The organism is Bartonella sp. AP11XZML, assembly GCF_042196445.1.
Lineage (GTDB): Bacteria > Pseudomonadota > Alphaproteobacteria > Rhizobiales > Rhizobiaceae > Bartonella.
In genome coordinates, this window is the sequence record NZ_JBHIQF010000040.1 from 26,199 (window position 1) to 45,701 (window position 19,503).

Genomic DNA, 19,503 nt, shown 5'->3' on the forward strand with positions numbered 1-19,503 from the left:
CGTGATGTCGTGTGCTATCGTGCGTGATAGCTTCATTTTAATCAGATCGTTTTGCGTTGCATATGTTCGTTTGTTCTATACGTATTTGGGGGGGAAGGAGCTTTTGAAAAGTGGCTGCTGCTTTTAGAGATTTTGATATTTTACCTCTAGGAGGCGTGTTTTCTAAGCATGATCTTATCATTTTTGTATGTTGTCACATGGGAAGTTATACAATAACCTTAAATCTTAAAAGGAAAATTCTATGAACGTGAAAAGAAAAATATTGAAAAAGGGCAGTTCTTTTGTTTCTGCTGTTCTTGCAATGGGGATGTTTGTGCAACAAGTTTCAGCGAAAACACCTGCCGATACGCTTGTGATGGCTTGGAATCTTGATACAATAAGTACATTTGATCCCGCACAAATCAATGACCGTTATGGTAATGAAGTTCTTGTTAATGTTTGTGATAATTTAGTCGTTTCTGCTACAGATGATGCTGCTAAAATGGTTCCTTCTTTAGCGAAGAGTTGGGATGTTTCAAGTGATGATCAGAGTACGGTGATTACTTTTCATTTGCGTGATGGTTTGAAGTTCAACGATGGTCGTCCTGCGAATGCCAATGATCTTATTTGGAGCATGAAGCGGGTTGTTCAATTGAAGATGGCTACTGCGGCGACATTTAATGAATATGGGATTACAGAACAAAACGTTGATGAGGCTTTTCAAGCACCGGACGACAAAACGGTTGTGATGAAATTTGATAAACCTTATCCAGCAGAGCTCATTCTTAGCCATTTTGCCACTAGTCGTACTCTTGCTTTGCTTGATCGTGAGACACTCATGAAACACGAAAAAAATGGTGATATGGGAAACCGGTATTTGGCAAGCCATTCTGCTTGCGTTGGTCCTTATCAGCTAGAGAGTTGGCGCCCTGGAGAAGGAATTTTGTTGCGTGCAAGCTCCAATTATTGGGGGGAGGCGCCTAAATTGAAGAAGATTTTAATTCGCCATGTTGCGGAACCTGGAACACAACGTTTATTGTTGCAAAAACACGATATCGATGTTGCACGTAATCTGATGCCAGAGGATTTGGCAGATCTCCAAGCAACAACGGATATTAAAGTTAAAAGAGTGTTAGAGCCATCCGTGATCATATGGGGGTTCAATGTGACAAACCCTATTTTTGCCAATGAAAAAGTGCGTTTAGCGATGCGCTATCTTATTGACTATGAAGGACTCGGTAAGACTCTTCTCAAAGATGTTGGTATTCCACGTGCAAGTTTTATTCCTCTTGGTAATCTTGGAGCTTTGGATGAAAAAGAGGGACAACCCTTTAAACTTGATCTCCAAAAAGCAAAGCAACTTTTAACAGAGGCAGGTTATCCGGATGGTTTTGAGGCCAGTATTTTTGCCGGTGCCTCTCCTTATCCTTTTGCTTTGCCTATTGCTCAGTCTCTCCAAGATAATGCAAAAAAGGTAGGGGTACGTTTTAAAATTGAACGCTTCGTAGGCACGCAGTTATTTTCAAAACTATCTGCACGTACTTTTGATACAATTTTTTTCGGATGGAATAATGATTCTGCGGATCCTCATACAATGGCTTCACGTCTTATTTATAATCCAGATAATCGGCTTGAGGCTAAAAATACAGGCTATGCGAGTTGGTGCCATGGGTATTTGGATGAAACTATGAATCAAAAGGTTCAAGATGCGTTGTTTCAAAAAGATCCCAAAAAACGGGCGCAAATGTATGCTGATTTGCAACGTGAATTTATGCAGAAAGGACCTTATGCTTTTATCTATCAGACGTATCACACGATAGCGATGACGCCTGATGTTAAAAAATGGGTTTGGAATAGTGCACCACGTATTTTTTATAGTGCAATTGAAAAATAAAAAGGTATCAGGTTTATAAAATATAAAAAACATGGTCATGATATATTTGATGTATTGCAAAGCTCTTTAATACTTTGCAATACATTGGATTTTATCGGGAATGGATTACTATGTTGTGTAGAGAATTTTATTTCAGGAATTCTTATAGAAGATGTGTTTGTTTGGATGTTAGGATTGAATATTTTAACTTCTATTGATACAATTTTCGGATGAAATAATGACTTTAGACATCCCCATACAACGGCTTCAAGTTTTTTTACAACCCTGATAATCGATTTGAAATTAAAAATATAAGCTGTTCTAGCCGGTGTTATGGGTATTTTGATGAAGCTATAAATCAAAAGTTTAAAGATGTGTTGTTTCAAAAAGATTCACAGAAACGGGCGTAAAGAATTGAAAAATGGTAAGTTTGTTTAGTGAAAAAACAGGTGTAACAAATGTGGCAGAATTCACTGTTTCCGAAATAGCAGGGGCTCTAAAGCGTGTTGTTGAAGAAAAGTTTGGTTATGTACGGGTGCGTGGGGAGATATCAGGGTACCGTGGTACTCATGCTTCGGGACATGCTTATTTTGCTTTAAAAGATGATAAGGCACGGTTGGAAGCTGTTATTTGGCGTGGAGTTATGGAAAAGCTCAAATTTCCTCCTGAAGAAGGGATGGAAGTAGTTGCTGTTGGTAAACTTACAACTTATCCAGGGTCATCGAAATATCAAATTGTCATTGAGGCTCTTGAACCAACGGGGGTTGGTGCTTTGATGACACTTCTTGAAAATCGTAAGAAAAAGTTTTTAGAAGAAGGCTTGTTTGATGAAGAAAAGAAAAAAACTTTGCCTTATATGCCTCGAATTTTAGGCGTTGTAACATCACCAACAGGTGCTGTTATTCGTGATATTATTCATCGTATATCCGATCGTTTTCCGTTGCATATTTTGGTTTGGCCTGTACGTGTTCAGGGGGAAACAAGTGGGAGGGAAGTGGCTGTTGCTGTTGAAGGTTTTAATGCTCTTGGTCCAGGTGGACTTATTCCAAAACCTGATCTTATTATTGTTGCACGGGGAGGAGGAAGTTTAGAAGATTTGTGGGGGTTTAATGACGAAGCTGTTGTTCGTGCTATTTATGAATCTTCTCTTCCTGTTATTTCTGCTGTTGGGCATGAAACGGACTGGACCTTGATTGATTATGTGGCTGATTGGCGCGCTCCAACTCCTACCGCCGCAGCAGAACGGGCTGTTCCTGTTAAGCTTGATCTCGAGGTGCTGGTGGCATCGCTTGATGCACGTTTGCGCAAGGGACTCGCGCGTTATTTGGATTTTTATCGACAAAAATTGCGTGCTACTCTACGAGCTCTTCCGACTGCCGATCAACTTTTTGCTCTACCACGGCGTGGTTTGGATGAAACTTCAAGTCGATTGCAGCGTGCTCTTTGTGTAAGCTACGATAAAAAACGTTTTTCTTTTCATGCACTTGGTGTGCGTCTTTCACTGCGTTTGTTAAATAGTGAAAAAGCACAACGCAATACAAAGGAATATACGGTACGTCTTCAGCGTGCTTTTGTGCGTAGTGTGGAAAAACAACGTGCTGGGTTAGAGGTAGTATCTAGGCTTTTAAAAAGCACTTCATATCAGAATATTTTGGAGCGCGGTTTTGTTTTGGCTTTGGGGAAAGAGAATAAGCCCATTAAACGCTTGGCTCAGTTTCCTGAAATGGGGCACATAAATTTACGTTTTTTTGATGGAGATATCAGTGTTGCAACACAAGAGCCTATTTCCGCTAAACGGTCAAAACACAAGCAGATAAAGTCGCCAAGCGATGATCAAGGAACTCTCTTTTAATACGGTTAATGCCATGCTTGCGGAAGGTCTTCTTAAGGGAGTAGATGGAAAAGTTCGTTGCGCATGGGCTGGAACGGATCCACTTTATTGTGCTTATCATGATACCGAATGGGGAAAGCCTGTTTTTGAGGATATTCGTTTGTTTGAGAAAATTTGTCTTGAAGGTTTCCAAGCGGGGCTTTCTTGGTTTACAATTTTAAAAAAACGCTCTTTTTTTCGCGTTGCATTTGATCACTTTGACTTTGAAAAGATTGTTCATTACGATGAGCTAAAGGTGAAAATGTTAATGCAAAATAAAGACATTGTTCGCCATCAAGGAAAAATTCAATCAGTGCTTAATAATGCACTTAGAGCACAAGAAATTATAACAGAGTGGGGAAGTTTGTCCCACTATTTTTGGTCTTTTCAACCACCACCATCAGAGCGTTATGAAAAGATAGATTTTCAAACACTGTTGGCTAACCCTATGACACCTGCTTCTCTTCGTCTTTCTCAAGACTTGAAGAGACGTGGCTGGACATTCGTTGGTCCCACAATTTGTTATGCTTTTATGCAGTCCGTAGGGATTGTTAATGATCATCTTGAAGGATGTTTTTGTCGATAAATTGGCAAACTGTCTTTTGTAAGAGTAATGATCAATAGGATAATAATTGAATTATTTAATAAATGTATAAATTATACAATTCCGCTGTATAAGATAATTGAAATATACAAACTATACAATATTAATGATTTTCTATTGTTGTTGGCACTAAAAACGATAAAGGTATAATTTTGAGGATGAAAAAACAGACGCAAAAAGGAGTGATATCTTAACTGTTATGTATCTGAAGTGAGATAATGGTAATGTCTTGTATGTTTTAAAGAAACATCTAGTTACACCAAAGCCCATTTTGCGATGCAGCTCATGAATGCTATGACAGTAAATCCATCGTGCACTCCATCTTTACGCTTATGAAGGAGAAGATCGGCACCATCACACATTTACTAGCTCTCAATGTTGTGTAACAGTCTTTGGCATTTATAATGCTTCAGAAGAGGTGTTTTTATTTCCGTTAGTGACATGACCGTTATAATTAATGAATATTTTATTCATGTTTATTGACGAATGCAAAGTGGTTTTTAGATGGGGTGCTGTTGTTGCATTGTTTTACTTTGCTTGTATGACTGTTGGTTTATTTATATGTAGGTCGATTGCCCAATGCTTACCTAGGCAATATAAAATGAAATGCAGCGATGAAAAATTGAAGTTAAATGACTCAAGCTGCTTGTGTTAGGTTTTATTATCTGATAACTTTCCTTCACTAGAGAGGAATTTTACTGCGTGTGAGCTCCAGTTTTGGGAGGATACTTAAGCTCAGACAGACTGGTATTCACTGCATTGCTTCGTTGAATCTCTGTATGTTTCCGCTGGAAACGAGAGTTCTATTGCGGTATGTTGCTTTCTGTTCTATTTTTATAGTGGTAAAGCAATGATGCACACTAAAGTTTAGAAGGGTTTGTATTCGTTATGTCTTTGGGGGGAAGCGTCTAATGAATTTTGTTTTTATCAATGGGAGAATGCATTTTAGTGTGTATTCTTTTATTGTAAGCTTTATTTCTAAAAAGATAAAGCGTGGAGGGAATGATTCTTCTCATTTTTCCTTTATCTTTGTTAACGCGTTTGGTTTTGTTGGTAAAAACGTAAAACTTTTGACACTTAGTTTTCAAAAGATTAAGCAGATTGTTGTGGGGGGTAGCGTTTTAGAAAAGATATTTTCTTATGTCTTTCTGCTGTTTCAGTGCCGTTTTGGTCATGTAGTAAAGATGCGCCGCATCTTGAAACTGAGTGTTTGAGGGGGATGACTATTTTTAAAGTTTGCATATTTTATTTTAAATGTCGCCTAAAGGAATAGAATAATGAATTCATAAATTTTTGCGTAATGATCTTTTTAAAGCTCACTATTTTTTTGGGCGACAAGGCTTGTTGATGATTAATAGGGAACTGATATAGTGCATTATCATATGCAAAGAGGTTATGAAAAGAATGTAATACTGGTTAGCAAAACATATATTGTATGTTCGCTATGGTTTATTGAGACGTAAGTCAATGAATTTATCAAGTAGATGACTCTGTGTAGGTGATTAGAAATATAGGCGATTAGAACGTATTTATTCAATGTTATAATTATAAATTTGCTATATTATTTCAGCGTCATTAATTGATAAAAAATAAATAAAGGGAAAAGTTTATGAACTTGAAGAAAACAATATTGAAAAGTAGCAGCTCTCTTGTTTCTGCTTTTATAGCTTTGGCGATGGTTGCACAACAAGTTTCAGCAAAAACACCGGCTAATACCCTTGTGATGGCTTGGAATCTTGATGCAATTAGTACATTTGATCCCGCACAACTTAATGATGTTTATGGAAGTGAAATTATTTACAATATTTGTGATAATTTGGTCAGTACTGCGACAGATGATCCTGCTAAAATGGTTCCCGCTTTAGCAACACATTGGGATGTTTCAGGTGATGATTACAGTACGGTGATTACTTTTCATTTACGTGATGGTTTGAAGTTTAATGATGGCAGATCAGCCAATGCCAATGATCTTGTTTGGGGTATGAAGCGGATTGTCAAATTGAAGATGGGTAATGCGGCAATTTTTAATGAATATGGAATTACAGAACAAAATGTTGATGATGCTTTGCAAGCTCCCGATGAGAAAACAGTGGTGATGAAATTTGATAAGCCTTATCCAGCAGAGCTCATTCTTAATAATATTGTTGCGAGTCGTGCAACAGCTTTGCTTGATCGTAAGACGATTATGAAGCACGAAAAAAATGGCGATTTTGGAAATCAGTATTTGAAAAGTCATGCTGCTTGTGTTGGTCCTTATCAGTTAAAAAGTTGGCGCCCTGGAGAAGCTCTTTTGTTGCGTGCAAGCTCTCACTATTGGGGACAAGCGCCTAAACTGAAGCAGATTTTAATTCGCCATGTTGCAGAGCCCGGAACACAACGTTTGTTGTTGCAAAAACATGATATTGATGTTGCTCGTAATTTGACACCTGAAGATCTTGCAGATCTGCAAAAAACAACAGATGTTAAAGTTGAAAGAGTGTTAGTGCCAANACATGATATTGATGTTGCTCGTAATTTGACACCTGAAGATCTTGCAGATCTGCAAAAAACAACAGATGTTAAAGTTGAAAGAGTGTTAGTGCCAACTATGATGTACTGGGGATTCAATACGACGAATCCTATTTTTGCTAAGGAAAAAGTGCGCTTGGCGATGCGTTATCTCATAGATTATGAAGGTCTTGGCAAGAAGCTTCTCAAAGGGATTGGTATCCCACGGGCCAGTTTTATTCCTCTTGGCAATGTTGGGGCTTTGGATGAAAAAGAGGGGCAACCCTTTAAACTTGATATTGCAAAAGCAAAACAGCTTTTAGCAGAGGCTGGTTATCCGAACGGATTTGAGGCAAATTTTCTCGTGTCAAACACTCCTTATACTTTGTTACTTGCTCAGTCACTCCAAGATAGTGCCGCACAGGCGGGGGTGCGTCTTAAAATTGAACGTGTAGCAGGTACACAGTTGTTTTCAAAAGTTAATGCACGGGCTTTTGATACGGCTTTTATCGGATGGAATAATGATTCTGTGGATCCTCATACAATGGCTTCACGTCTTATTTTCAATCCAGATAATCGTTTTGAGGCTAGAAATACAGCCTATCCTAGTTGGCAGCATGGGTATTTTGATGCCAATATGAATCAAAAAGTTGAAGAGGCGTTATTTCAAAAAGATCCGCAAAAACGGGCACAACTTTATGCTGATTTACAACGTGAATTAATGCAAAAAGGACCTTATGCGTTTATCTTTCAACAATATAGCGTTGTCGCGATGACGCCTGATGTCAAAAAATGGGTTTGGAATAGTGCACCGCGTATTTTTTATAGTAAAATTGAAAAATAAGTGTGTCTTTTTAGTGTTATCAAAGCTAAAAAGAGCTTAATCATAATTGCATGATGAAAATATTCTCCCATATAAAGCTCTTCAGTTTTTTTAGGATGAAACTGTGAGGGATATTTGTGTAGTAGCAGTATATAATTAAGATCGTTTATAGGGAGCGATGAATATAGAAAGTTATATTGGGGAGGATCTTTGTTTATGGTTATAGTCTCTGCATCCCGAATATAGACTGATGTATAAGAAAATTATTTTATAGATGCTTAGTTTGATTAAATGAAATTGATGTCTAATGCTATGCTATTTAAGCAAAATAACAATCACTTTGTGTGAAAAGGTAGAAGAATACAAAAGGAAGAGATAAAATGGGAAAACAAAGAATATTGAAAAAATTTTCTATTTTATTAAGCTCAATCGTTTTTTTTAATGGGGCTGTAACATCGGCATTCAGTGCCTCATCTAAAGATATATTGGTAATGGCATGGAATATTGATTCAATTAGTAGTTTTGATCCAGCGCAAACTGTTGAGGTTGTGACGAGTGAGTTATTGACGAATATTTGCAGCGCGTTAGTGCAATATGATGAGCATGATCCTACAAAAATTCGCCCTGCTATGGCAAAATCTTGGGACGTTTTAGACAATGGCAAAAGAATAGTCTTTCATCTTCGTGATGATTTAAAGTTTAATGATGGAAGGATGGCTACAGCGCAAGATCTGGTATGGTCGATGCGACGGATTATTAAATTAGGATTAAGCTATGCTCAATCTTTAATGGATTATGGGTTTACCAAAAACAATATTGAAACAAATATTCAGGCTCTTGATGATAAGACTTTACAATTAAAATTAGATAAACCCTATCCTATTCAGCTCATATTGACTGTTATTGGACAATCTTATGCTTCTGCTTTGCTTGATCGGAAAACAATTGAAGCACAGAGTATTAACGGTGATATGGGGAATAAATATTTAGCAACACATACAGCTTGTGTTGGACCTTATAAATTGGTGAGCTGGTCTCCAGGAGATAAAGTTGTGTTAGAGGCGACACAACATTATTGGGGCGATGTGCCTAAAATTAAGCAGATTGTTGTGCAGCATGTAGCGGATTCATCAAGTCAAAGACTTCTTTTGGAAAAAGGTGATGTGGATATAGTGCGTGATCTTTCTTCAGAGGATATTTTAGATCTTGAAAAAAAAGGAGGCCCAGTCAAAATTAGTCGTGTTTTGCGTCCGCAGATTATTTACTTATCGTTAAATAATAAGAATGCAATTTTTGCGAATGAAAAGGTCAGATTGGCACTTCGTTATTTGGTTGATTATGAAGGTCTTGGAAAAACTGTTTTGAAAGGGATTGCTATTCCTCGGGCAACTTATATGTCTTTAGGTGTTCCAGGTGCTTTAGATGAAAAAGAAGGTTTGCCTTTTCAGTTGGATTTGAAAAAAGCAAAACAACTGATTACTGAAGCTGGTTATCCTAATGGGTTTAAAGCTAATCTTTTAGTTGGAAGCCTTAGTTATATGTCGTCTGTTGCACAGTCTATTCAAGCCAATGCACGCAAAATTGGTGTTGAGCTTACAATTGAAAAAATGGCACAAAATCAATTGTTGAGCCGTGTACGTGGTGGAAATTATGATACTGCTATTATGGGGTGGGGGAGTGCCGATCCTGATGGACATCCTGCTTCATTAAATCACGTGTTTAACCCTGATCCAACATTTACAAAAAAGCACAATATGTATTTAGCTTGGCGCGCTGGGTATTATGATGAAAATATTAATAACATGGTGATGGATGCTTTGTTTGAGAAAGACCCCAATAAGCGTATCATGCAATATCGTACTTTACAGCATTATGTGCTAGAGCATGGTCCTATGGTTTATTTATTTCAGACATATTATACCGTTGGTATGGGGCCTGATGTCAAAAAATGGATTTGGAACAGTTATAGACTTTATTACAATGAAGCAGAAAAATAAAAAGAAGCATGTTATAGAAAAGGATTGTAGAACATGCTTAATAAGAGATTGTTTTGTTATATAAAAAAGTATTTGCTTTATGTTTTGTCGCTACAGAGGGGATTTTTATAATGGTTTTGCCACTTTCAGAGACTGAAAGAGCTGTATCAGAAAAGCAGAAAAAATTATTTTTATGGGATTTTTTATGCAAAGGATTGAAACTTCTTATTTCAGTTTTTATCACATTGCTTGGGTTGGTGACGATCACTTTTTTTCTTGGTCATCTTCTTCCTCTAGATCCGGTTCTATCTATTCTTGGTGATAATATTAGTCAGGAAGCTTATGATGCAATGTATTATAAGCTGGGTCTTGATAAGCCATTGATTGTCCAATATTGGAAATATCTTCATAATGTATTTTTGTTTGATTTTGGAGATTCCTTAACTTCTGGGCGACCTGTTCTAGCCGATATTATGCGTGTATTTCCTGCAACATTAGAGCTTGCAACCGTTGCTATTGTTATTGGCACAAGTCTTGGAATTCCATTTGGTGTTTTTGCAGCAATGTATCGCGATTCATTTATTGATTATGTTGTCCGTGTTTTTACACTTGTAAGTTATTCTACTCCAACATTTTGGCTCGGATTAATGGCGTTGTTAATATTTTACGCCAAGCTTGGCTGGGTTGGTGGCCCAGGACGACTTGATTTTCTTTATGAATATTCTTTTGAACCAAAAACAGGATTTTTCCTTTGGGATACTGCAAGCCAAGGACAATGGGAGGCTTTTGGTAATGTTTTTAGTCACGTTATTATGCCTGCTTTGATCTTGGCTTTCGGTGCTATGGCTTATATTAGCCGTATGACTCGTGGGTTTATGATTGAGCAGCTTAATCAGGAATATATCATTACTGCACGTGTAAAGGGATTATCGTGGGCGCGAACCGTTTGGGGGCATGCCTTTCGAAATGCTGCTGTTCAAATTATTACCGTTGTTGCACTTTCTTATGCTTTTTTATTAGAAGGGGCTGTTTTAACGGAGACAGTTTTTGCTTGGCCTGGTTTTGGACATTACTTGACAAATGCTCTTTTAGCCGGAGATATGAATGCAGTTGTAGGATGTACTTTACTTGTAGGATTTATCTTTGTCGCCATTAATTTATTTTCTGATTTGCTTTATCGCATTTTTGATCCAAGGACACGTTGAATATGACAGTAAGTAATCATCATAAATCGCGATCATCATCTTCTTTGGGTAGTTGGTTAAACGATCCTGTTCCAAACTCCATAATTCAAGCGAACATACAAAGAATTTATCACGCACTGGCTAAGTTTTTTCATAACTTTTCGGCTGTATTCGGTCTGCTTATTATTTGTATTATTATCATATGTGCATTTTTTGCTCCTTGGATTGCTACGCATGATTTTCTTAGCAATGATCTGGGGCATCGGTTGCAGCCACCCTCTATGGCGCATTATTTTGGAACAGATGAATTGGGACGTGATATTTTTAGTCGCCTTGTTTTTGGTTCCCGTATTACTCTTTATGTTGTTTTTCTTACAACAGTTATTGTAGGTCCAATAGGGCTTATTGTTGGAACTGTATCTGGTTATATGGGCGGATGGGTTGATACTGTGCTCATGCGCATTGTCGATATTTTTCTTGCTTTTCCAGGTTTGATTTTAGCTCTTGCATTTTCAGCCGCATTGGGACCAGGGATTGAAAATGCTTCTATTGCAATTTCAATTGCAGCATGGCCACCAATTGCACGTTTAGCACGTGCTGAGACTTTGACAATACGTTCTTCTGATTATGTTTCTGTAGTTCGCCTGCAAGGGGCCTCTGCTTGGCGAATTATTTTGTTTCATGTTGCGCCCATGTGTATTCCTTCAGTGATTGTACGATTAACTTTGGATATGTCTGGAATTATTTTAACGGCTGCTGGTCTTGGTTTTTTAGGGTTGGGAGCTCAACTTCCAAGTCCTGAATGGGGTGCGATGCTTTCTTCAGGGCGGGAATTTATGATGACAAATTGGTGGTTGGCGGCAATACCAGGCTGTGCAATATTATTTGCAAGTCTTGCTTTCAACCTTTTAGGTGATGGTCTTCGTGATGTATTGGATCCACGCAATGGGTAATAAATTATTAGAAGTAGAAGATTTACGTATTTCTTTTCCTACAACGCGCGGCATTTCAGAAGTTGTGCGTGGCGTTAGTTTTTCTGTTGGAAAAGAAAAAATTGGAATTGTTGGTGAATCCGGATCTGGAAAATCGATGACTGGGCGCGCAATACTAAGGTTGAGTCCAAAAGCAGCCATTGTTAAAGCTAAAAAAATGCGCTTTGAGGATGTTGATTTATTGGCCGCAAGTGAATCTCAGATGCGAAAAATCCGTGGGAAACGTATTTCAATGATTTTACAGGATCCCAAATATTCACTTAATCCATTAATACGGATCGGGGAACAGATTATGGAGGCTTACCGTATTCATTACCGTGTTTCAAAAGCTGAAGCGAGGGAGCGCACCATATCTATGTTAGAATCTGTTCATATTCGTGATCCTGAACATGTGATGCGTCTCTTTCCTCATGAAATATCTGGGGGGATGGGGCAGCGCGTGATGATTGCAATGATGCTCATTCCAAAACCTGATTTAATTATTGCCGATGAGCCAACATCTGCACTTGATATTACGGTCAGACGACAAGTTTTATCTGTATTAGATGAACTTGTGACAAAATCTGGAACGGGACTTATTTTCATTAGTCATGATTTAAATATGATTGCTGATTTTTGTGATCGTATTTTGGTGATGTATGCGGGCCGTGTCTTAGAAGAGTTGCCTGCTTCTGATTTGTCTCACGCTTGTCATCCTTATACAAAGGCGTTGCTCGCGAGTTTGCCACGGCTTGATAATCCAGTTGATATTTTGGCTGTTCCTGAGCGTGATCCTGATTGGTTGTATAATCCTACGATTGTTAATGGCGTTGAGGAGGTTCCTCATGACAAATTGTGAGAATATTATTGATGTTTCTAATTTATCTGTAACTTTTGGGCACAGGCATAAGGCAGTAACAGTTGTTAAAAATGTTAATTTTCATATTAAGCGTGGTGAAGCTTATGGTTTGATTGGTGAATCCGGATGTGGAAAGTCAACTATTTTGAATACATTGGTGGGGCTTATTCCAGATTATAGTGGAAAATTCCTTTTTGCTGGACAAGAAGTTGAAAAGAAAAGAAGTAAGGATTTTTTACGCTGTATTCAAATGGTTTTTCAAGATCCTTATGCTTCGCTGCATCCAAGAAAAATGGTCCATACGGTTCTTTCTGAATCGCTCAAAATCCATGGAATGGATAATCAAAGAGAGCGGGTGGAGGATGCTTTAGATTCCGTTGGTTTAGATTCTTCATTTCTTTATCGTTATCCTCATGAGTTGTCTGGAGGGCAGCGTCAGCGTATTGCTCTTGCACGTGCTTTAATTATTGAGCCAGAGGTGTTGTTGCTTGATGAGCCAACATCTGCATTGGATGTGTCGGTACAGGCTGAAATTTTAAACTTGTTGAAATCACTGCGCGTGAGAAAAAAGCTTACTTATTTAATGGTATCCCATGATCTTGCTGTTGTTGCACATATTTGTGAACGTGTTGGAATTATGCATAAAGGGATTATTCTTGAAGAGCTTAGCAATGATGAATTGCGTAATCTACATGCGCAACACGATTATACAAAGGAGTTTTTTGAAGCAAGTATAGAGCCTATTGTCCATAGAGAGCAAAGAGCATGATCAATTTTACAGAAGAGAAAATGCAATTTTATTTGTTTTGAAGTTTCTGGAGATGTTTGGCGGCATTGTTAAGAGGGAAGGGGATAATAGGATTTTTTCAGTATGAATTTTCTGGGCAGTGTTTGAGCTGTAATATTTTAAATCCTATTAGAACTTCCATTTTGAAATATATGAGTGACTTATAACATACATCCCTTTGTTTGATATTATTGCATTATTTTTTACTTATCATTTTATGTTCAAAAGTTTTATTTTGGGATTTTAAGCATTAAACTCGTGAGAAATAACAAAAGATAGTAATGTTGTATTTTCTAGAAAAGCTTCTCATTATTTTACAATATCATTTTGTTTTTGGTTGTTCTCTTTTTTACAGTTTTATTCTTTATAAAAAGAATTTTTTGTAAAAAACATCCAATGGTCAATGACTGTCTTCAAATATTTCGCTGTTCTCTATTTAAAAAAGCGCTTAAAAACAGCTTATAATAAACCAAAAAGGCAGCAATATGCTGCCTTTTTGTTAAATTGAATAGGCTATTTTTACAGTCTTGATTTAAAACTGATAGAGTATTCCTCCTGAAAAGCTTGTACCACTTATACCAGTTTTTTGAAGCTTTTGTTGATAGCTGACATCACCATGAAGGGAGAGGTTAGCGGACAATTATGCACTAATACCAAGCCCACCTTCAACGGAACTTCCCGAGGGGTCACATTTATAATACTTATCAATATGGAATGTCTGATCATCACCAAAGGTTTTGATTAAGTTTAATTTTCCATAGAAAGACATAGGACGACTGTTTTCAGTGGCAATGGTTTTTGTCAAACGTCCACCAACACGGGATTATCCATTGAGAAGGATTTTGCATCTCAATGGTCAGATTATCAGCATCTTTAATGGTATCAAACATCAAATGTTGATGGCAAGCTGTGCCTGCGGTTCGAATGTTACGCCTTGGATACCCGTTGCAAATTGTTTGCTAACAGTTGTGGAGATCGCCAACATTTTTGCATTTTTCAATTTTGTGGTTGTACTAATGAGGGCATTGGTGATCTTTCTCTTTAGGAATCCATAGGATAAATAGCGTATCAAGATAGAAACCACTGTCACGCTGTTTACTGCCATAGGCGGTGAGTGAAATGACCATTTATTCAATATGCTCTTACTTGCTGTCTTGCATATTCTTTGGAGTGCAAAGAGAGTTGTCCATAGGTTTCTATAAGACCAAAATGTGTTGTAGATATTTTTCCCTTCTAGCGCGACAAGGTTAATAGCTCCTTGTAGAGCAGCATAACGAAGATGAGCACTGCTATAACCATATTTACTAGAAGTACTACTTATCAAAAAATAAGCTTCCTGTTTTTCCATAGGTGTATAAGAAAAAGCCATTCCGTTTGTCTTATTTTTTCCTTAAGACAAATGTCGCATATTGGTTAACAGTTGCATTTTGCTTAGCTATATTGGTCAATCCAGCGTACAAGAGAGCATTGGGGCTTGATCAAATAGTTTGTATTTATGGCACGATGGTTTTTACTTTTGAGTCGCTATCAAGCAGTACTGGTTGTAAGCGAAAATCCCAGAAATTTTTATTTTCTCCTAAAAGGTTTTGTTCAGCATTTGTTTTACTGTGGTTTGATTTTGGTCCATAAGCTTTCAGTATATATTTATAAGGTGAACCACTTATTGTGATATAGTCCTGTGCAAGTTTGAAAGAGTTTTGATTTACTTTCCCAAAAACTTGAATGAATGAAAGACCACGTGCACTGGTAAGAGCAGAAGCGTCTGCTTTAATATTGTTCTTTTCTAAATGTCCAGTGATATAAATCAGTGTAGTACCTGAAACATCACCGTGAATCAGAAGATGGTCAGCTTTTTGTTTGTTTATGGCAGCACTATCACTCCATTCGACGTTGAAATGAATTTCTGCTTTTCCTGTAGCATTGTAGACTTTTTTAGTATTTGGTCTGCCAGATCCTATGTGCAACGTGTGATAATGATTTTCAGTTGGCTCTTCAAAAACAATAGAGCTGTTATTGATGTTAAGGACAGAAATATCAGAACGTGCTCTTTGAGCAATATCAAGCAGTTTTTTGTTCTGGCTTTTTTTATTTGTGCTTGTTTTCAATGTCCATTTCGTATTGTTTTGCAAATCAAAGACTGTTTTGAATTTTTTTTCAGTGCTCACTTTGCCGTCTAAGATGGAGTGATCGGCGTTTAGTGTAAAAGTGAAATCATTTTTTTTCGTTGAAGCTTCGGTTACTAATAAAACATTGGCACGGATTTCTGAATTTTTGAGATTGGCTTTACCAATTGATTCATTTGCATTAATTCCAGTACCGTTTTTAATATGAAGTTTTGTATTGGTTAAATTGATTTCTGATGTTCTATTGTTCTTAGACTTTTCAAATGCGATACCTCTATCTTCTGCTGTGGCAGAAACATTTGTTACATCAATATGTCCATTATTATTTACAACAAATGCACTATTTTCGGCAATTATTGTCCCTCCACTCATTTTGATTGTGCTGCCATTTTCTGAATAAAGTCCGATCTCAGCATTTTTAATCGTTGTATGGCCATATAATTCAACTAAACTGCCAACATCTTGGCTTTCCGCACCGAATCCGTTATTATCTGCTGTTATTAGAGTAACATTCGTGGCTTTAATATGTCCGCCGTTTCCGGCAAATAATGCAGTAGTTTTACCTTGTACTGTTCCTCCCGTTATGGTGATGGTGGATTTTGAATCTTTTGCATAGAGCCCACTGTCATCAGATGATGTAATTTGAGCATTGTCAGTTAAAGTAATAGTACTGCCGTTTATGGCAGATACTGCTGCACCTTTTGCGTTAAATGATCCTCCAGAAACTGTTATTTGAGAACCATTATCTGAAATTATGCTATTGATTGCTTGCGGAACGGTTACATTTTCTAAAGTAATGGCACTTCTTCTTGCAATTATTGCATTGATTAGTAGTGCATTATCCTTACGATTTAATATCGTTACATCTTTCAGTTTGTTATTGCTCTTGTTTTTTAACAAGTGAACGCCTGCTTCAGAAGCAGTAATGGTTCCTCCGATCATTTTGATTGTGCTATCGTTTTGCGCATCAATTCCGATTTTAACGTCACTGATCGTTGTATTGCCAAGCAATTCAATCACACTGTTAGAGCCAGAGGCAGCTGCACCAGCAGCTACACCACTGCCATTATTAGTTGCTTTTAAAGCAACATTTGTAACCGTAATATGGCCACCTATGTCTGCTTCTAAGGCTGTATATTTTCCTGTCACGTTTCCTGTTGTCATTGTAATTGTGGATTTTGAGTCTCGTGCATAGAGGCCTGCTTCATCATGTGACGTAATTTGAGCATTGTCCGTTAAGGTGATACTGCTACCGTTTTGAGCACATATTGTTGCATAGCTTGAATCAAATGATCCTCCAGAGATTGTTATGTTAGAACGATTATTTGCAATTACGCTGTTGCCTGTTTGAGTCACTTTTACATTTTTTAAAGTGAGACCACTTTCTTTCTCTAGAAGAATTCCTTTGCCTGAATTTTTATCTTTACCGGTTGATATTATTACATTTTCTAGTTTACTTTCGGCGCTCTTACTGTTCACGAAGCCAACACCAGTTTTAGAAGTTGTAATAGTCCCCCCAATCATTTTAATTACGCCACCGTTACTTGCCACAAGCCCAACACCAGCATTCTTAATCGTTGTATTGCCATATAATTCAATCATACTATTAGCGCTATTGACTCCTGCGCCTATTATAGGAACATCAGTGACCATGCCCCCATGTTCATTTGTTGTTAGAGCAACATCCGTGACCTTAATATGTCCACCGTTTTCTGCGACCAACGCTAATTCTCCGGTTACTGTTCCTCCCGTCATTGTGATGGTAGAATGTAAACCATTTGTGTAGAGTCCTTTGCTATTCGATGATGTTGATGTAACTTGAACGTTACCTTTTTTATTGCTGGTTAAAGTAATGTTGCTGCCGTTTCCAGCGTATACCCCTACGTTTTTTCCCTCAAATAATCCTCCAGAAACCGTTACTTTAGAATGATTATTTGCAACTATGCCACTTTTTGCCTGCGTAACTGTTACATTTTCTAAAGTGACGTTGCTTTCCTTGTCGGCACCTATTCCTGTGATTTTAGGCTCTTTATGGTTACTGCCCGATATTTTCACATTTTCTAGCTTGTTTCCATTGCTCTTACTATTATAGAAACCAGCGCCGGTTGCAGAAGCTGTAATGGTCCCTCCGATCATTTTAATCATTCCACTGTTTTGTGCATGAAGACCGATTACAGCATTCTTAATTGTTGTATTCCCATGCAATTCAATCACGCTGTTCGGACCGCCGGCGACAACTGTTCCGATTTTATCATTCGTCGCAGTTAACGCAACATCCGTGACCTTGATATGTCCACCGTTTTCTGCAACCAACGCCATTTTTTCTGTGATTACGCTTCCTCCCGTCATTTCGATTGTGGTTTCTGAATCTGTTGCATGGAGTCCAGTGCCATGAGATGATGTAGTTTGAACATTGTTAGTTAGAGTTACGCGACTGCCATTGTAAGCAGATATTGCTGCCTTTGTGGCATCAAATGATCCTCCCAATATCGTGATTTCAGATTTATTATTTGCTGTAACGCTATTCGTTGCCTTAGTCACTTTTACATTTTCTAAAGTGACTTCACTGTCTTTGTCTGCAAATATTGCAAAAGTTAGTGGAGCTTTGCCTTTGCTACTTGATATTATTATATCTTTTAGCTTGTTTTCAGCATTCTTACTGTTCAAGAATTTAGCGCCAGTGTTGGAAACTGTGATAGTTCCCCCAGTCATTTTCAGTGTAGCACCATCCTTTGCTTCAAGACCGAAGAAAATGCTAGAACCAGTTCCTTTAATGGTTGTACCATCCAGTAATTCAATCGCAGTGTTAGAACCTTCAGCTGTTATAGCGTGCGCATTTGTGCCTATGTTGGTGTTTGTTTTTTTGTTTCCGATTATCGTCAAATGCTTGCCGATAATTTGACCACCTTTTTTTGCGTGAATAATTTCGTAGGTTTCGTTGGAAACTTCTTTTTTATTTTCTGAAATTTCAAGATTTTTAGCTTGTGCATTAAGATTGATACCAGAAAGTACAACTGCCACAATTGCTGTGCAGGATAGAAGAAATTTTTTAGGCATCAGTCTACTCCTTTTAAAGCCCCCAACATTCATTTTCCCGCTAACTTCATAAGCAGAAGTGAAAATAGATATTGCTTTTATTTTAATAACACAGCACTTTGATATTTTGTTTTGCTTTTTTTGTCAAATTTAAAGTTGTATTTATGTTTAATTATGTAATATTAAATTTATTTCATAATGTATTTTTATATAATTATATTTTAAAAATAAGTTTTTTATTAATGGTACGTATTATTTTATATCAATATTCATTTATTTTAATATTTATTGATGTATAATTAAATAAATACAGTTATATAAAATAAAGTAAAAAATATAATATAAATAAGAATAGTAGTGTTTTTAATATTTTATATTTATTGAAAAAAGGTGAAATTAGAGTGGATATGTGATAATTGATTGTTCTTACCTACATTATGTATCGAATGAGTTTTTGACAGCAAAAATGAGAGAAGGCTTTAATAGAGCGTTGAGGGTTCTTTGAGTGCTCAGTGTCTTCTTTGAACGAATGAAATATAAAAATATACAGAATCCGCTGATAAGCCACAATTTCCGAAAGGCTACATACTATACAAAACTCCGTTGGATGTAGTTTGACATTAGGTTTTGTACTAAGTGGGAAGAAGTGAGATTAGTTAGAAATACGTGATAATTTATTGTTTTTATGGTTATTTTTTACCATTAAATGCGCGTTTTGTAAAATGGCATGGGGCAAGGACCATCCCGTTTTAACAAGCGCCATTATCAAAACCATTGCCGCCCTGATGGCTTTTAATATTGCTCTACGTGTGTTGCGCTTTACCATGACTGGCGCACACGTCTTGGTTTATTTTGGTGCTGATACGGCAACCATCACCAAATGGAAAAATATCATTGCTGCTGCTTTTGATTTCTCTCAAGTTTGGCAAAA

At 37.3% G+C, this 19,503-nt stretch carries 10 protein-coding genes and 3 pseudogenes; 11 read left to right on the top strand and 2 right to left on the bottom strand.

The window, feature by feature from the left end:
- Window positions 1-241 precede the first annotated feature (241 nt).
- The 10 genes from ACFIMG_RS03355 (at window position 242) to ACFIMG_RS03400 (ending at window position 13,395) form a co-directional block, all read left to right on the top strand.
- Window positions 242-1,873, top strand: coding sequence for an ABC transporter substrate-binding protein (locus tag ACFIMG_RS03355; protein ID WP_375678706.1), 1,632 nt, complete (start codon window positions 242-244; stop codon window positions 1,871-1,873).
- A gap of 400 nt (window positions 1,874-2,273) precedes the next feature.
- Window positions 2,274-3,704 (top strand): exodeoxyribonuclease VII large subunit, encoded by a 1,431-nt coding sequence (gene xseA / locus ACFIMG_RS03360; protein WP_375678705.1) that lies wholly within the window; start codon window positions 2,274-2,276, stop codon window positions 3,702-3,704.
- Window positions 3,682-4,308: a DNA-3-methyladenine glycosylase I gene (locus ACFIMG_RS03365; RefSeq protein WP_375678704.1), complete on the top strand. Its 627-nt coding sequence runs from the start codon at window positions 3,682-3,684 to the stop codon at window positions 4,306-4,308. The genes xseA and ACFIMG_RS03365 overlap by 23 nt, the downstream gene beginning before the upstream one ends.
- A gap of 929 nt (window positions 4,309-5,237) precedes the next feature.
- Window positions 5,238-5,540, top strand: a complete 303-nt coding sequence (locus ACFIMG_RS03370) for a hypothetical protein (protein WP_375679790.1) — start codon at window positions 5,238-5,240, stop codon at window positions 5,538-5,540.
- 395 nt (window positions 5,541-5,935) lie between these two features.
- Window positions 5,936-7,657, top strand: coding sequence for an ABC transporter substrate-binding protein (locus tag ACFIMG_RS03375; RefSeq protein ID WP_375693568.1), 1,722 nt, complete (start codon window positions 5,936-5,938; stop codon window positions 7,655-7,657).
- 359 nt (window positions 7,658-8,016) lie between these two features.
- Window positions 8,017-9,633 carry an ABC transporter substrate-binding protein gene (locus ACFIMG_RS03380; RefSeq protein ID WP_375632502.1) on the top strand — a complete coding sequence of 539 codons (1,617 nt, stop codon included), beginning with the start codon at window positions 8,017-8,019 and terminating at the stop codon, window positions 9,631-9,633.
- A gap of 110 nt (window positions 9,634-9,743) precedes the next feature.
- Window positions 9,744-10,817: an ABC transporter permease gene (locus ACFIMG_RS03385; RefSeq protein WP_375678702.1), complete on the top strand. Its 1,074-nt coding sequence runs from the start codon at window positions 9,744-9,746 to the stop codon at window positions 10,815-10,817.
- A 2-nt stretch (window positions 10,818-10,819) separates the two neighbouring features.
- On the top strand, window positions 10,820-11,749 hold the full coding sequence (locus ACFIMG_RS03390) for an ABC transporter permease (RefSeq protein ID WP_375678701.1): 930 nt from the start codon (window positions 10,820-10,822) through the stop codon (window positions 11,747-11,749).
- Window positions 11,742-12,626, top strand: coding sequence for an ABC transporter ATP-binding protein (locus tag ACFIMG_RS03395; protein ID WP_375678700.1), 885 nt, complete (start codon window positions 11,742-11,744; stop codon window positions 12,624-12,626). Before ACFIMG_RS03390 ends, ACFIMG_RS03395 begins: the two co-directional genes overlap by 8 nt.
- The gene (locus tag ACFIMG_RS03400) at window positions 12,613-13,395 is read left to right on the top strand and encodes an ABC transporter ATP-binding protein (RefSeq protein WP_273790734.1); all 783 of its coding nucleotides are present in this window, start codon (window positions 12,613-12,615) and stop codon (window positions 13,393-13,395) included. Before ACFIMG_RS03395 ends, ACFIMG_RS03400 begins: the two co-directional genes overlap by 14 nt.
- A 550-nt stretch (window positions 13,396-13,945) precedes the next feature.
- Here ACFIMG_RS03400 and ACFIMG_RS09930 read toward each other — a convergent pair.
- Window positions 13,946-15,113: pseudogene (locus ACFIMG_RS09930) on the bottom strand (autotransporter outer membrane beta-barrel domain-containing protein); the annotation flags it as partial.
- 2,268 nt (window positions 15,114-17,381) lie between these two features.
- Window positions 17,382-18,626, bottom strand: a pseudogene (locus tag ACFIMG_RS09935) (autotransporter outer membrane beta-barrel domain-containing protein); the annotation flags it as partial.
- 668 nt (window positions 18,627-19,294) lie between these two features.
- Between ACFIMG_RS09935 and ACFIMG_RS03420 the strand changes: the two are divergent.
- Window positions 19,295-19,503, top strand: a pseudogene (locus tag ACFIMG_RS03420) (hypothetical protein); the annotation flags it as partial.

What these genes read in the sequence shown, in the direction of transcription:
- ACFIMG_RS03400 (WP_273790734.1), top strand. Translation starts at nt 12,613, where the DNA reads ATGACAAATTGTGAGAATATTATTGATGTTTCTAATTTATCTGTAACT.
- ACFIMG_RS03365 (WP_375678704.1), top strand. Translation starts at nt 3,682, where the DNA reads ATGATCAAGGAACTCTCTTTTAATACGGTTAATGCCATGCTTGCGGAA.
- ACFIMG_RS03370 (WP_375679790.1), top strand. Translation starts at nt 5,238, where the DNA reads ATGAATTTTGTTTTTATCAATGGGAGAATGCATTTTAGTGTGTATTCT.
- ACFIMG_RS03385 (WP_375678702.1), top strand. Translation starts at nt 9,744, where the DNA reads ATGGTTTTGCCACTTTCAGAGACTGAAAGAGCTGTATCAGAAAAGCAG.
- ACFIMG_RS03355 (WP_375678706.1), top strand. Translation starts at nt 242, where the DNA reads ATGAACGTGAAAAGAAAAATATTGAAAAAGGGCAGTTCTTTTGTTTCT.
- ACFIMG_RS03380 (WP_375632502.1), top strand. Translation starts at nt 8,017, where the DNA reads ATGGGAAAACAAAGAATATTGAAAAAATTTTCTATTTTATTAAGCTCA.
- ACFIMG_RS03395 (WP_375678700.1), top strand. Translation starts at nt 11,742, where the DNA reads ATGGGTAATAAATTATTAGAAGTAGAAGATTTACGTATTTCTTTTCCT.
- xseA (WP_375678705.1), top strand. Translation starts at nt 2,274, where the DNA reads ATGGTAAGTTTGTTTAGTGAAAAAACAGGTGTAACAAATGTGGCAGAA.
- ACFIMG_RS03390 (WP_375678701.1), top strand. Translation starts at nt 10,820, where the DNA reads ATGACAGTAAGTAATCATCATAAATCGCGATCATCATCTTCTTTGGGT.